The 13,543-nt window shown below is 67.1% G+C and carries 13 protein-coding genes; 3 read left to right on the plus strand and 10 right to left on the minus strand.

The features are described 5' to 3' along the window. Positions 1-93 precede the first annotated feature (93 nt). A complete protein-coding gene (eda, locus tag AC5P6E_RS08350; protein WP_010484325.1) occupies positions 94-753 on the plus strand; it encodes a bifunctional 4-hydroxy-2-oxoglutarate aldolase/2-dehydro-3-deoxy-phosphogluconate aldolase in 660 nt (219 codons plus the stop codon). 295 nt (positions 754-1,048) lie between these two features. Here eda and AC5P6E_RS08355 read toward each other — a convergent pair whose 3' ends face one another. The 3 genes from AC5P6E_RS08355 to ispG form a co-directional block, all read right to left on the minus strand. Then, positions 1,049-1,696 carry a response regulator gene (locus AC5P6E_RS08355; RefSeq protein ID WP_004153112.1) on the minus strand — a complete coding sequence of 216 codons (648 nt, stop codon included), beginning with the start codon at positions 1,694-1,696 and terminating at the stop codon, positions 1,049-1,051. Between the two features lie 201 nt (positions 1,697-1,897). Beyond that, entirely contained in the window at positions 1,898-2,647 is a 750-nt protein-coding gene (locus AC5P6E_RS08360) for a phosphatase PAP2 family protein (RefSeq protein WP_010484323.1), read from the minus strand. Next, positions 2,628-3,893, minus strand: a complete 1,266-nt coding sequence (gene ispG, locus AC5P6E_RS08365) for a flavodoxin-dependent (E)-4-hydroxy-3-methylbut-2-enyl-diphosphate synthase (RefSeq protein WP_495230841.1) — start codon at positions 3,891-3,893, stop codon at positions 2,628-2,630. Before ispG ends, AC5P6E_RS08360 begins: the two co-directional genes overlap by 20 nt. Positions 3,894-4,007: 114 nt before the next feature. Here ispG and AC5P6E_RS08370 point away from each other — a divergent pair, with 114 nt between their 5' ends. Further along, positions 4,008-5,234 carry an ATP-binding protein gene (locus AC5P6E_RS08370; RefSeq protein WP_019338326.1) on the plus strand — a complete coding sequence of 409 codons (1,227 nt, stop codon included), beginning with the start codon at positions 4,008-4,010 and terminating at the stop codon, positions 5,232-5,234. After that, complete coding sequence (locus AC5P6E_RS08375; RefSeq protein ID WP_012510702.1) at positions 5,231-5,800, plus strand: response regulator transcription factor; 570 nt, start codon at positions 5,231-5,233, stop codon at positions 5,798-5,800. Before AC5P6E_RS08370 ends, AC5P6E_RS08375 begins: the two co-directional genes overlap by 4 nt. Positions 5,801-5,821: 21 nt before the next feature. Here AC5P6E_RS08375 and AC5P6E_RS08380 read toward each other — a convergent pair whose 3' ends face one another. The 7 genes from AC5P6E_RS08380 to panB form a co-directional block, all read right to left on the minus strand. Then, positions 5,822-8,719 (minus strand): type 2 lanthipeptide synthetase LanM family protein, encoded by a 2,898-nt coding sequence (locus tag AC5P6E_RS08380; protein ID WP_495230842.1) that lies wholly within the window; start codon positions 8,717-8,719, stop codon positions 5,822-5,824. Between the two features lie 82 nt (positions 8,720-8,801). Beyond that, the gene (locus AC5P6E_RS08385; protein WP_010484314.1) at positions 8,802-9,008 is read right to left on the minus strand and encodes a DUF6229 family protein; all 207 of its coding nucleotides are present in this window, start codon (positions 9,006-9,008) and stop codon (positions 8,802-8,804) included. 316 nt (positions 9,009-9,324) lie between these two features. Continuing rightward, positions 9,325-10,839, minus strand: a complete 1,515-nt coding sequence (gene pgi / locus AC5P6E_RS08390; RefSeq protein WP_019338324.1) for a glucose-6-phosphate isomerase — start codon at positions 10,837-10,839, stop codon at positions 9,325-9,327. Further along, positions 10,836-11,216, minus strand: a complete 381-nt coding sequence (panD, locus tag AC5P6E_RS08395) for an aspartate 1-decarboxylase (RefSeq protein ID WP_005409061.1) — start codon at positions 11,214-11,216, stop codon at positions 10,836-10,838. The genes pgi and panD overlap by 4 nt, the downstream gene beginning before the upstream one ends. Positions 11,217-11,303: 87 nt before the next feature. After that, positions 11,304-11,801: a hypothetical protein gene (locus AC5P6E_RS08400; RefSeq protein ID WP_019338323.1), complete on the minus strand. Its 498-nt coding sequence runs from the start codon at positions 11,799-11,801 to the stop codon at positions 11,304-11,306. Between the two features lie 66 nt (positions 11,802-11,867). Beyond that, on the minus strand, positions 11,868-12,707 hold the full coding sequence (panC, locus tag AC5P6E_RS08405; RefSeq protein ID WP_010484306.1) for a pantoate--beta-alanine ligase: 840 nt from the start codon (positions 12,705-12,707) through the stop codon (positions 11,868-11,870). Next, a complete protein-coding gene (gene panB / locus AC5P6E_RS08410; protein ID WP_019338322.1) occupies positions 12,704-13,519 on the minus strand; it encodes a 3-methyl-2-oxobutanoate hydroxymethyltransferase in 816 nt (271 codons plus the stop codon). The genes panC and panB overlap by 4 nt, the downstream gene beginning before the upstream one ends. Between the last annotated feature and the right edge of the window lie 24 nt (positions 13,520-13,543).

Consider the following 13,543-nt stretch of genomic DNA (forward strand, 5'->3'; position numbering starts at 1 on the left):
CGGCCAGGGCGCTCTACTGCCCTTGGACAATTCCCGGCGCGTCATCTGCGCTGCGGCCACTGAATCAAGAAGAGCAAAGGCAAGGGCAAAAGCATGGGTATCGAACAACATCAGGTGAAGGCGGCGGAGCTGTTGCATGCGGCGGGCATCCTGCCGGTGGTGACGATTCATACGCTGGACCAGGCGCGGGCGGTCAGTGCGGCGCTGCTGGAAGGTGGCCTGCCGGCCATCGAGCTGACGCTGCGGACACCGGTGGCGATGGAAGCGCTGGCGATGCTCAAGCGCGAGCTGCCGGATGTGGTGGTGGGCGCGGGCACGGTGCTGACCGTGGATCAGATGCAGCAGTCGATCGATGCGGGCGCGGACTTCCTGGTGACGCCTGGTACGCCGCCGGCGCTGGCCGATGCATTGGCCGCTGCGCCGCTACCGGTGGTGCCGGGTGCGGCCACGCCGACCGAGCTTCTGTCGCTCTATGCGCGCGGCTTCCGCGTGTGCAAGCTGTTCCCGGCCACGGCCGTGGGTGGCCTGGCGATGATCAAGGGCCTGGCCGGCCCGGTCGCCGACCTGAAGCTGTGCCCGACCGGCGGCATCACCGAAAACACCGCCGCCGAGTACCTCGAACAGAAGAACGTGGTCTGCATTGGTGGTTCGTGGATGGTGCCGGGCAACTGGATCGCCGGCGGCGAATGGGACAAGGTGCGCGCCAGCGCCGCTGACGCCGCGAAGATCATCCAGCGCGTTCGCGGCCACTGACAAGAGGATCGGGGTCAGAGCCCTTTCCCGTCGGGAAAGGGATCCGACTCCAAGCTACGAGCGCGCAAAGCGCGCGACCCGCTCCCGCTCTTCCTTCTTCATTCCGCGGTGGACGCGCACGGAAACTGTCCGTGGCCGGGCGGATGGGTTGTGCAGGGGCGTGAGCCGCATGGATGCGGCGACCGAGCTTACAGGGACGTACTTGCAGCGTCCCCTGCTCAACCCATCCGCCCGGTCATCCCCCAGAATCCAACCGAACCACCACCGCGAGGGGCTCAGCCGTTGGCCGAATCCCTTACAGCGGCCGTGCCGGATCCACCAGCCCGTATTGGCTGGCCATCCGCGCCAACGCGATGTTGTCGTGGATCCCCATCTTCTCGAACAACCGCGCCTTATGCGTGTTCACCGTCTTCGCGCTCAGGCTCAGACGGCGGGCGATGTCTTCCTGGCGCAGGCCCTGGGTCAGCAGCAACGCCACTTCCAGCTCGCGCGGCGACAGGCTGTCGAACGGCGAACCGTTGCCTTCCACCGTCGATAGCGCCAGGTTCTGCGCGATGCTGGTACCCAGGTAGCGACGGCCACCGGCCACGTCGCGCACCGCGCGCAGCAGTTCCTGCGCATCGCAGCCCTTGCCGATGTAACCGGCGGCGCCAGCCTCGAGCAGCCGCTTCGGCAGCGGGCCATCTTCCAGCACCGACACGATCACCACGCGGGTATTGCGGTGGCTGCGGACGATGCGCTCAGTCACTTCCATGCCGCTCACACCCGGCAGATGCAGGTCGCACAGCACTACGTCCGGCAGCAGCTGGCGGACCTCGCGCAGCGCGTCCTCGCCGGTCTCGGCTTCGCCCACCACCTCGATGTCGGTTTCCCCCGACAGAATCATCTTCATACCGGTGCGGACCAGTGCGTGGTCATCCACCAGGTAGACTCGAATCGTCATTCACGTACCTCTTCGAATGCGGCCATTGCAGGTCAAGCTAGGTGGGGTGCCGATACCCCTGCAAGCGCGTTCGGAATGCGACCCCGGCAATCTGCCCTGCGCATCACAGTACCGCGCGTTGTGCTTGCCCCCTGTCTTGCAGAACCTGCTGCAACGAAACAACTGATCTATCACGTAGACGTCCCTCAAGGGCCATCCACGTCAATCCCCCTGTGATGATGCTTCGCTGGCCTTCGCTGGCGGCGGGCCGTGACGTCGCCAAGGGTGCCGGCGACTGAACATGACCAGATAGCACCCTACCACCCAAACCAGCGCGGCACACCATCCGGCCAGGATATCGGAGGGGTAATGCACCCCCAGATAGACCCGGGACACGCTGACCAGCAGGCTGAATGCCGGCGCCAGCAGCAGCACCGGCCAGCGCCAGCGGGTGTTCCAGGCCAGCAGTACCAGGGTCACCGCCAGGGTCATCGAGCCCATCGCGTGGCCGCTGGGGAAGCTGAACGTCGATTCCGGCGCGATCGATTCCCACAGGCTGGGGCGCTGGCGCTGGAAGAAGTGCTTGCTGCCCATGTTCAGCAGCGCCGAGCCGACGAAGCTGACCGCCACGAAGGTGGCCTCGCGCCAACGCCGGTAGCCCAGGAGCGCGCCGATGATCAGCACGTCGGCCGGGATCAGGAACCATTCGTAGCCCAGTTTGGAGATGAGCACGAAGAAGCGGTCCAGCAGCGGCGAATGCAGGCCATGCATCTGCCACAGCAGCGGCGCGTCGAAATGGAACGATTCAAACTCGTGCACCTCGTCAGCCAGGGCGACGAAGCCGGCCAGCGGCAGCAACACACCGCCGAACAGCAGGACCAGGCGCCAGGCGTTGCGCGCCATCCAGTGGCGGAAGCCGGAGGCGGACTCCGGTGCAGCGAGGATCGCAGGCTTATCCGGCGCTTCGGACATACGTGTGTTCGACGTAATCGTCGATCAGGGCGACGAACTCCTGGGCGATGTTGTCGCCACGCAGGGTCACCTTCTTCTCGCCATCGACGAACACCGGCGCTGCAGGCGTTTCACCCGTGCCCGGCAGCGAGATGCCGATGTTGGCATGGCGCGACTCACCCGGCCCGTTGACGATGCAGCCCATCACCGCCAGGGTCATGTTCTCCGCCCCCGGGTGGTGGATCTTCCACAGCGGCATCTTCTCGCGCACGTGGTTCTGCACCACCTTGGCCAGCTCCTGGAAGAACTCGGAGGTGGTGCGGCCGCAGCCCGGGCAGGCCGTGACCAGCGGCGTGAAGGCACGCTGGCCGGTGGTCTGCAGCAGTTCCTGGGCGACGATCACTTCCTGCGTGCGCGACTGGCCCGGTTCCGGGGTCAGCGAGATGCGGATGGTGTCTCCGATGCCTTCCTGCAGCAGCACGCTCAGCGCCGCGGACGAGGCGACGATGCCCTTGCTGCCGATGCCGGCCTCGGTCAGGCCCAGGTGCAGGGCGAAGTCCGAGCGCTGGGCCAGGTCGCGATACACCGCGATCAGTTCCTGCACGCCGCTGACCTTGGCCGACAGCACGATGCGGCCGCGCGGCAGGCCGAGTTCCACTGCCTGCTCGGCCGAATCCAGCGCCGAGCGGATCAGCGCCTCGCGCAGCACGCGACCGGCGTCCCAGGGCTGTTCGCGCAGGTTGTTCTCGTCCATCAGCTTCGCCGCCAGGGCCTGGTCCAGCGAGCCCCAGTTGGCGCCGATGCGCACCGGCTTGTTGTAGCGGATCGCGAACTCGATCAGCTGGGCGAACTGCAGGTCCTTTTTCTTGCCGAAGCCGACGTTGCCTGGGTTGATGCGGTACTTGGCCAGCGCTTCGGCACACGCCGGTTCGGCGGTCAGCAACTGGTGGCCGTTGTAATGGAAGTCACCGATCAGCGGCACGTCGATGCCCATCATCGCCAGCTTGTCGACGATGCGCGGGATCGCCGCAGCGGCTTCAACGGTGTTGACGGTCAAACGCACCATTTCCGAACCGGCACGCCACAGCTCGGCCACCTGCTTCACGCTGGAGGCCACGTCAGACGTGTCGGTGTTGGTCATCGACTGCACCACCACCGGCTTGCCTCCACCTACGGTGACCCCGCCGATCTGCACGGCATGGGTCTGGCGGCGGGGCCAGGAGGTGGCATCGGAGGGGGGAGTCGGGCGGGTGACGGCGTCGTGCATGGGCGCATTCTACCGCCCGCTCCCGCATTCCGGGTGACTCGCATTCAGCCGGCGGCACGGCTGCGGCCGATTGTCGCAGGCACGGTCACGCGTGAACGCATAGGATGAGCGTGAATGACCGGTCCCGACGCCCCGTTTCTCCGAACCCTGTGCAGCCTGCGCTGGCTTGCCGTAGGTGGCCAGGCCGCCACCATCCTGGTCGCCACCTGGGTGCTGGGCCTGCCGTTGCCGCAGCTGCCGCTGTGGGCCGGCGTGGCCGTGCTGACCCTGTTCAACGTCTATACCCAGCTGCGCCCGGAAGCGGCCGACACCGCGCCGCTGACCGCATTCGGCCACATCCTGGTGGATGTGATCATCCTGACCTGGATGGTGGGCTGGAGCGGTGGCATGGCCAACCCGTTCAGTTCACTGTTCCTGATCCTGATCGCACTGGCCGCCTTCGCCCTGCCCCTGCGCTGGGCGCTGGCGGTCGCGCTGGCCTGCCTGCTCGGCTACGCCGCCAGCGGCATCTTCGGCCAGTCGCTGCCGGATGGCTATTTCCGTGCGCAGGATCTCAACCGCTGGGGCGTGGTCGCCAATTTCCTGATTTCCGCCGCAGTGGTGCTGGCCTTCTCCACCCGCCTGGCACTGGCGCTGCGCCAGCGCGAACTGGAACTGTCGGCGCTGCGCGAGCGCTTCGCCCGCAACGAAGGCATCGTCGCCCTGGCCACCCATGCCGCCTCGGTGGCACATGAACTGAACACGCCGCTGGCGACCATGACCCTGCTCGCCGATGACGTCGCCGAGCGCAGCGAAGAGCCCGAAGTCCGCGAAGACATGGAAACCCTGCGCGAGCTGCTGGTGCAGTGCCGTGAGCGCGTGCTGGCGCTGGCCGCACCGGCCTCGGCCGATGCACCGGGGCGCAGCCACTCCAGCGCGCAGCAGGTACTGGAACAGTGGCGCCTGGTGCGGCCGACCATCGACCTGCACCGCAACGACGATGCGCCGCTGCGGCTGCCACTCGACCCGGGCGTGGGCCATCTGCTGATGGTCCTGCTCAACAATGCCGCTGATGCCGGCGAACAGGCCGGCCGGCCGCGCGTGGACCTGGACCTTCGCATCGAAGGCGACGACCTGATCGGCGAAGTCCGCGACTACGGCCACGGCTTCGACGCCCGCGCCGCGGTGCTGCCGGGCAAGCTGTTCGGCAGCAGCAAAAGCGAGGGCATGGGCGTCGGCCTGGCCCTGTCCCATGCCACCATCGAACGCCTCGACGGCGAGATGTGGATGCGCCCGGCCCAGGGGGCCGGCAGCCGCGTCGGCTTCCGCCTGCCGCTGGCCCCACGCGAGGACACCCCATGAGCCTTCACCACTCCACCCTGGGCCTGCTGGTCGACGACGACGAGCTGTACCTGCGTACCCTGCAGCGCAGCCTGGCCCGCAAGGGGCTGGAAACCCAGACCGCGCAGGACGCCGCCAGTGCACTGGCACTGGCCCGCCAGCATCCGCCGGCGTTCGCGCTGATCGACCTGAAGCTGGGCAGCGATTCCGGCCTGGCACTGATCCAACCACTGCGCGCGCTGCGCGCGGACATGCGCATCCTGCTGGTGACCGGCTACGCCAGCATCGCCACCGCCGTGGAGGCGATCAAGCTCGGCGCCGACGACTACCTGCCTAAGCCGGCCACGGTGCCGATGATCCTGCGCGCCCTCGGCGAGGAAGATGACGGCCCGGCCGACGATGGCGAAATGGAAGTGCCGGACGCGATGACGCCGATCAGCCGCCTGCAGTGGGAACACATCCAGCAGGCGATGCACGAGACCGGTGGCAACGTATCGGCGGCCGCACGCCTGCTCGGCATGCACCGGCGTTCGCTGCAGCGCAAGCTGGCCAAGCGACCGAGCCCGGAACGCGATCCCAGCCGTTGATCGCGGCCGGCCCCGTCCGGCTCAGACCTCGGCCAGCACCGCTCGGTCCTGCGCGGTACTGGAACGCGATGCCGGTGCATCGACCCGGGCCACTGTCGTCTCCTGCAGCAACGGCGACGGCAGCGCGCAGGCCGGATGCATGCGCAGGAAACCATAGATCGCACCTGCCAGGCCGATCATCAGGCCCGGAGTGAAGGCCGCGCGGGTCAGTCCGCCGACCATGCCCTGGTGCTCCTCGATTGAAGAAACGATCTCGATGGCCGCCTCATCCTGCGGATAGGGACATCCCTCCGGATCCAGCGCAGCCGCCAGCACCAGCAGCTCCCGGGTGGACACATCGCCGTGGCACAGGGTGTGGCTGAACCCCCATTTGCCGCGCGCGTCGGCCACAGCCCGCCGCATGTCACGCAACTGCGCGGGATCGCCGGTGCGGGCATACAGATCCGCCGCCGCCAGACCGATACCAACGCTGCCATGGCACCAGGTCGGGAAGTTCTTCTGCCCATCCTGCAGGTGGATGTCACGCCAGTGCCCGGTATGCGGTTCGAACAGCGCCGCCTGGAACGCAAACGCTCCTTCGGCCAACTGCCGCCAGGCCGCTCGCTCAGGCACGCTGCCGGCATCCGAACGCGCCAGCCGTGCCAGCGCCCAGCCCATGCCCATCGCACCGTGGCCGAAGCCACCGATCGGCTCGCGGAACTGTGGCGTCGGCCAGCGTGCGCCGTCGGCATCGACGATCGCCGCTTCCTGCATGCGACGCCCCGCTGCGGCCGCCAGCTCCAGCCAGCGTGCGTTCCCGGTAGCCGCGGCCAGCGACAGCAACGGCAGGATCATGCCGGACACGCCATCAATCAGTTCGAACTTTGTCGCCTCCTGGAAGCCGCGACGCTCTGCGGCTTCCGCACAACGTTCCGCCAGCACCAGCAACGCCGGTCGCTGCAACAGGTCGTGCAATGCCAGCAATGTCCATATCTGTGAACCGGTTCCGACGAATCCACCATCGATCTCGGCGGGGTGCTGCTCACACATGGTCTGGAACACCGCAAGGGCGCCATCGATGGCCGGGCCCAGCCCCGCTACCGGGTCGGCACGCCCCTGCTCCACTTCCCGGTGGTAAGCCGCCAATGCGAATGCAATACCTCCCAGCCCGAAATACAGGTCGGGCTGCACCGGCTGGACGGTCCATCCGGTACGGGTCACCTCGGGGGTGATCCAGGTCATCGAACCGTCCTCACCATGCACCGCCAGCCGCAGCAGGCTCTCCACCGCGCGCGCGGCCAGCGTACGACGGCGCGCGTCCAGGTCGTCCGCACGCGGATGCTGTGCGGCATAGCTGTAGCCGGATCGAGCCTCGGCGCGGGCCAGCGCATGCTGGTTCAGGTCGGTGGCCACCAGCGTGCTGCGGATGGTCACGTCTTCCAGGTCGATGCGCATCGCACGCCAGTTGTCGGCGATGGAGCGGATGCGCGCTGCGTCCAGCTGCGAAGTGAAGATCGGAATGTCACCGTGGCGCAGGTCATCCACTTCGCTACGGACGGTGTCCAGGTCCGATGGCGCAGCCGGTGACACCGCTGCATTGCGCACCAGCAGATCGATCGCGCGTTCAACCGCCTGGGCTTCGTTGTGCAGCGAGGCTGGATGCCAGAGCATCCGCCCGAGCTCTGCGTAGGCCATTGTCGGCCGCCGCACGTCGCGCACCTGGCAGCCTTCGAAAGCCGCCAGGAGTGGCATCAGTTCGCCCTTGGCATCGAGCGCGCGCAGGCGCCCACTGGCGTCGATGAAGCCCTCGCTGATGTGGTCCCAGTACAACGACACATCGGGCTGCGCGCTGGGATGATTCTGCGCAACGGAGACCTCGGCCTCGACCATGCCCAACCGGGCCGGTTCCGTCCCGCCCTCGACAATCACCGGCACCTGCACCCGCGGCTGCTCGCCCGGCAGTGCGCCGGCTGCAGACAGATCCACGCCTTCCATGCCCAGGCCGGTAGTACGGAACGGCACGATTCCGGTACGCAGCACTGAATTGCGCATCAGCTTGACGGCGGTGTCGTACGCATCGCCAAGTCCTGATGGCTCGATTTCGATTACCCGGGAGAACACGCTTTCGGCGTCGACCACAACCGGCACCGGCCCGACCGCGATCAGGTTCTCCAGATGGATGTCGGTGCCACCCACCAGGCGCAGGATCGCCAGCCAATGGCCAAGACCGCGATAGTAGGCACGCAGTTCAACGTCATCGGCACAGTAGCGGTGCGCGGCGAAGGCGGCCCAGCCGTGGCTGCCACGATCAATCACCTTCGGCACGCATACGCGGTCAGGGCCGTCACCGAAGAGCGTGCACAACAGGCCGTCGAGCGTCGCATCGATGCGCAATGAGCGTGGCTTGTACATCACCGTGCCGCCTTCGAACTGCAGCCGTGCCACAGTCCGGCCGCCACCATGCAGATCACCCCGTCCCAATGCAACGGCATGCAGCGTGCCCGCCGGCGCGCCCAGCAACCCTGCCAGCGCCGCACGATCACTGCCGATGCGCACAGCGAGCTCCACCACCGCCGCACATTGTCCTTCGAGCATGCGCGTCAGGCGCGGCAGCAGCACCGGATAGCGTCGCTGCAGATGCGTACGGAAGCCCTCGCTGGTGGCCAGGGCAACGAATTCGTCCAGCGCACCCGCACTGCCCAGCGGGCCGATGTCACCACTGCGTGCAGCGGCGTGCAGTTCCAGCAGCAGCACGCGGTTGACCTTGAGCTGGGCATGCTCACGCAGCGCCGCGTCGCCCTGCGCGTGCAGCAGTTCGCGCTCATCGGGCTGCAGCGCAATGGCAGGGTCATGCAGGCCAGTCGCCAACGCGGCGCGCGCATGGGCAAGGAAATGTTCGGTGATGCGCGCAAACGCAGCCGCAGCCGGAGAAGCGGTCATTACGCCCCCTGCAAGGTATCGGGAAGTCTGTTCCAGTCGCCGGCACGCAGCTGCATGCCTCTGCGTGCCGGCTCGGGTTACATCAGCAACACAGGCAGTGGTTGATCACCGATACCGTGGTGGTGCACTCGTTGGTGCCCCCGGTGATCATGGTGTCCGAAGCTCCGGTGAGGGCCGCTTCGGTGGCTGCCGCACCGTAGATGAACAGCGAACCCGCAGGGTTGGCGCACCCATCCACATCGTCCGAGCCATTGAGCCAGCCGGACACAACATCGTCATTCAGATCCATTCGCAATCTCCTGTCATTCACAACATGAGGCGTTGAGGACATGGATCGATTCCACGTCCCTTCGGATACGGCCAGTCCCTGGCATCAACTTCATGCTGCGAGCGATACTGGATGACAGGTACAGCCGCCCGTGCACACTGCATTGGCACGCGATGCGCAGTCAAGCTGCGCTGCGGCAGGCACGCGGATGCGCGGCATGTGCAGCACGGAAACAGGACGGAATGAGTGGCCGCGCAGACACTCATGCGCGACCGGATCGAAGGCAACCGGAGAGGCATGGGATGGCCGGCCGGCGCCGGCACATCCGCAGGCCGGGTCAGCCCTTCAGCTGCGCCAGGATCTCGCGGGTCATCGGATCGGCAATCGCCACATCCTCACCCTGCAGCGCCGGCAACAGGCCACTGGCCAGCTGCTTGCCAAGCTCGACACCGAACTGGTCGAAGGCATTGATGTTCCAGATCACCGACTGCACGTACACAGCGTGTTCGTACATGGCGATCAGTGCGCCCAGCGCCTGCGGGGTCAGCGCGTCGAGCAGGATCAGTGTGCTCGGGCGGCCGCCCGGGTAATCACGGTGCGGGTCGTCGCTGCTCTGGCCATTGGCCAGTGCTTCAGTCTGCGCCAGCAGATTGGCCAGCAGGGCCTGATGATTGATCGTGTAGGGATCGTCGTTGTGCACGCAGCCGATGAAATCTGCCGGAACGATGCTGGTGCCCTGGTGCAGCGCCTGGAAGAAGCTGTGCTGCACATCGGTGCCCGCCCCGCCCCACCACACCGGCACGGTGTCGGTGGTGACAGGTTGGCCGTCACGCTGCACGCGCTTGCCCAGGCTTTCCATCACCAGCTGCTGCAGGTAGGCCGGCAGCAGCGCCAGGCGCTGGTCGTAGGTCATCACCGCGTGCGTGGCATGGCCCAGCAGGTTGCGGTTCCAGATGTCGGTCAGGCCGTGCAGCACCGGCAGGTTGCGCTCCAGCGGTGCATCCAGCGCATGCGCATCCATCTGCGCCGCGCCTTCCAGCAACTGTTCAAAGCGCTCGAAGCCGATCGCCAGCGCGATCGGGAAACCGACCGCCGACCACAGCGAATAACGGCCACCCACCCAGTCCCACATCGGCAGCACGCGATCGGCGGCGATCGCGAAGGCCTTGGCGGCACGTTCCGGATTGGCACTGACTGCATACAGACGCTCGCTGCCACCCAGCCAGTCGTGCAGGATCTGGCCGTTGAGCAGGGTTTCCTGCGTGCCGAAGGTCTTGGAGATCAGGATGCCGGCGGTCTTCGCCGGATCCAGCGTAGCCAGCGTGCGCTGCATGGCGGCGCCGTCCACGTTCGACACGAAATGCACGCGCAGTCGCGCACCGCTGACCGGGCGCAGTGCATCGGCGACCAGGCGCGGACCGAGATCGGAACCGCCGATGCCGACGCTGACCACGTCGGTCACGCCACTGTTTTCCAGCGCGCGCACCAGCACGCCCATGCGCTGGCGGATCGTGCGCGCGGTGGCATAGGCCTCGGCCGCCACCGGCGCATCGACCACGTCGCCACGCAGTGCGGTGTGCAGTGCGGCGCGACCTTCGGTCAGATTGACCTGCTCACCACGGAACAGGCGGGTGATGGCACCGCCGACATCACGGTCGGCGGCCAAAGCCAGCAATGCCTGCAGCGCCGCGGCATCGTATCTCTGCCGGGCGAAGTTGACGTACAACGGACCGACCCGCAGCGCCAGATCCTGCACGCGGCCGGGTTCGGCGGCGAGCAGGCTGGGGATGCTTGCGCCCTTCAGGCGCTGGGCATGGGAATGCAGCGAGTCGAATCCGTTGTTCGTTGTCATGCGGCCTGGGTCGGGATCGTGTCGTTGGTGTGGGTGATCTGGTTCTTGCCATCAACGTACACCAGCTTCGGCTTGAAGCTGTCAGCTTCCTGCTCGGTCATGCTGGCGAACGCGGCGATGATGATGATGTCGCCGACCTGCACGTGGCGCGCGGCGCCACCGTTGAGCGAGACAACGCCGCTGCCGGCTTCGGCGCGGATGGCATAGGTCGAGAAGCGCGCACCGTTGGTCACGTCCCAGATGTGCACCTGTTCGAACTCGCGGATGCCGGTGGCAGCCAGCAGGTTGTCATCGATGGCGATCGAGCCTTCGTAGTTCAGCTCGGAATGGGTGACGGTGGCGCGGTGGATCTTGGTCTTGAGCAGGGACAGGTGCATGGGGGCGCTGCAACGGCAAAGGAAAGAGCGGATTCTAGCACCCGCTTGACCATCGTCAGGGGGCTGCAGCAGGACGCTGAAGGCTGTTCAGGTGCCCTCCCCCGGCGGCGGCGGCGCTGCGTGCCCGGAACTGCCTTCCAGAGACAGCCGGAACACCGTATGGAAGGCCAGCCCGGCGACCAGCCCGAAGCCTCCCGCGGCCAGCACCTGCAAGGCATAGCTGATCACATCGAAGGTATCGACGTAGCGCAGGCGCTGCAGCCAGGGCCCCTGGTTTTCCCCCGGCCAGGCGCAGGTGGCCATGGCCAGCACGCCCAGCCCGAAGCCGACCAGCACGAAGCCGGCCCGGCGCAGGCGCTGCTGAGACTGCAGGATCAGCGCCATCGGCAGCAACACCGCGATGGCATTGCAGACGGCCAGTACGAACATCAGCCCACCACCGGTGAGCGCAGGCATCGGCGTACGCCTGAATTCGAGCGCGAACAACAGGCCGCCAAACAGCTGGGCCGGCAACATGCCTGCCGCCAGCACCGCCAGGATCGAGGCCTGGGCGAGGCGGCCGGTATCAGTGCTGGGGGCTTTCATTTCCGGTCTCCCGTCCGTGGGAAGTGCAGAGGCGCCCGTTGCGGGCGCCCCCAAGCCGCGTGCGGCTCAGAACTCCAGGTTGTCAATCAGGCGCGTCGTGCCCAGGCGCGCGGCGATCAGCGCCACGCGGCCACCGCCGTCGAAGGTCGGCTCGGCCAGCTCGGGCGTGCGCAGCACGGCGTAGTCGACCTGGAAACCGGCCGCCTGCAGCGCCGCCGTGGCGTCGGCCTCGATCTGCACCCGCGTGTGCCCGGCCACGTAGCCTTCGCGCATGCCCAGCAGCGTGCGGTGAATGGTCGTCGCAACCGGTCGCTGTTCGGCGTTGAGGTACTGGTTGCGCGAACTCTTGGCCAGGCCATCCTCGTCGCGCACGATCTCGGCACCGACGATCTGGACCGGGAACGACAGCTCGGCCACCATCTGCCTGATCACGGCCAGCTGCTGGTAATCCTTGCGGCCGAACACGGCCACATCCGGCTGCACCTGCAGGAACAGGCGCGCCACCACCGTGCACACGCCGTCGAAGTGGCCCGGGCGGCTGGCGCCTTCCAGCACTTCACTGACACCCGGCGCGTGCATCTGCGTGGTCTTGTCCACGCCCAGCGGATACATCGCCTCGACGCTGGGCAGCCACACCGCATCGCAGCCGGCCTGCTCCAGCCCGGCCACGTCAGCCTCGGGCGTGCGCGGGTAGCGGCTGAAGTCCTCGTTCGGCCCGAACTGGGTCGGGTTGACGAAGATACTCGTCACCACCTTGTCGGCGTACTGGCGGGCCAGGGTCACCAGCGAATGATGGCCACCATGCAGGTTGCCCATGGTCGGCACCAGCGCCACGCGCAGGCCCTCGCGCTTCCACTGGGCGATCTGCTCGCGCAGCGCGCCGAGCTCGTTGAAGGTCTGGATCATTGGGCGTAGGCGTGCTGTTCGTCGGGGAAGCTGCCGTCGCGCACGGCGTCGGCATAGGCGCGGGTGGCACCGGCCACCGAACCGCCTTCGGCAAGGAAATCCTTGACGAACTTGGGACGGCGATGGCCACTGTCCAGGCCGAGGAAATCGTGCAGCACCAGCACCTGGCCGTCGCACTGCGGGCCGGCACCGATGCCGATGGTCGGAACATCCACCGCCGCGGTCACTTCGGCGGCGACCGGGGTCGGCACGCATTCGAGCACCATGATGCTGGCGCCGGCAGCGGCCACGGCCCTGGCATCTTCCACCAGCTGGCGCGCGGCATCGCCACGGCCCTGGATCTTGAAGCCACCCAGGCGCAGCACCGACTGCGGGGTCAGGCCCAAGTGCGAGCAGACCGGAATCTCACGCTCGACCAGGTAGCGGATGATGTCGACCTTGAAGCCGGCACCTTCGATCTTGACCATCTCGGCACCGGCCTGCAGCAGCTGCAGCGATGCATCCAGCGCGCGCTCCGGAGTGGCATCGGCACCGAACGGCAGGTCGGCCACCAGCAGCGCACGCTGCAGCACACGGGCTACGGCGCGGGTGTGGTAGACCATGTCGGCCACGGTCACCGGCAGGGTCGAATCATGGCCCTGCACGACCATGCCCAGCGAATCGCCGATCAGGATCAGGTCGACGCCATTGGCATCGAAGGTACGGGCAAAGCCGGCGTCGTAGGCGGTCAACATGACCAGCTTCTGGCCATTGCGCTTGGCCTCGGCCAGGGCGGGAACGGTCCAGGGCTTGCTGTCTGCGTGGGTGCTCATGTGCTGATAACCGGGGGAGATAAC

The organism is Stenotrophomonas sp. YJH_SMC_16 (assembly GCF_059367875.1).

Excerpts from the sequence above, each read along its gene's own strand:
- eda (WP_010484325.1), top strand. The coding sequence starts at position 94 with ATGGGTATCGAACAACATCAGGTGAAGGCGGCGGAGCTGTTGCATGCG.
- AC5P6E_RS08355 (WP_004153112.1), bottom strand. The coding sequence starts at position 1,696 with ATGACGATTCGAGTCTACCTGGTGGATGACCACGCACTGGTCCGCACC.
- AC5P6E_RS08360 (WP_010484323.1), bottom strand. The coding sequence starts at position 2,647 with ATGTCCGAAGCGCCGGATAAGCCTGCGATCCTCGCTGCACCGGAGTCC.
- ispG (WP_495230841.1), bottom strand. The coding sequence starts at position 3,893 with ATGCACGACGCCGTCACCCGCCCGACTCCCCCCTCCGATGCCACCTCC.
- AC5P6E_RS08370 (WP_019338326.1), top strand. The coding sequence starts at position 4,008 with ATGACCGGTCCCGACGCCCCGTTTCTCCGAACCCTGTGCAGCCTGCGC.
- AC5P6E_RS08375 (WP_012510702.1), top strand. The coding sequence starts at position 5,231 with ATGAGCCTTCACCACTCCACCCTGGGCCTGCTGGTCGACGACGACGAG.
- AC5P6E_RS08380 (WP_495230842.1), bottom strand. The coding sequence starts at position 8,719 with ATGACCGCTTCTCCGGCTGCGGCTGCGTTTGCGCGCATCACCGAACAT.
- AC5P6E_RS08385 (WP_010484314.1), bottom strand. The coding sequence starts at position 9,008 with ATGGATCTGAATGACGATGTTGTGTCCGGCTGGCTCAATGGCTCGGAC.
- pgi (WP_019338324.1), bottom strand. The coding sequence starts at position 10,839 with ATGACAACGAACAACGGATTCGACTCGCTGCATTCCCATGCCCAGCGC.
- panD (WP_005409061.1), bottom strand. The coding sequence starts at position 11,216 with ATGCACCTGTCCCTGCTCAAGACCAAGATCCACCGCGCCACCGTCACC.
- AC5P6E_RS08400 (WP_019338323.1), bottom strand. The coding sequence starts at position 11,801 with ATGAAAGCCCCCAGCACTGATACCGGCCGCCTCGCCCAGGCCTCGATC.
- panC (WP_010484306.1), bottom strand. The coding sequence starts at position 12,707 with ATGATCCAGACCTTCAACGAGCTCGGCGCGCTGCGCGAGCAGATCGCC.
- panB (WP_019338322.1), bottom strand. The coding sequence starts at position 13,519 with ATGAGCACCCACGCAGACAGCAAGCCCTGGACCGTTCCCGCCCTGGCC.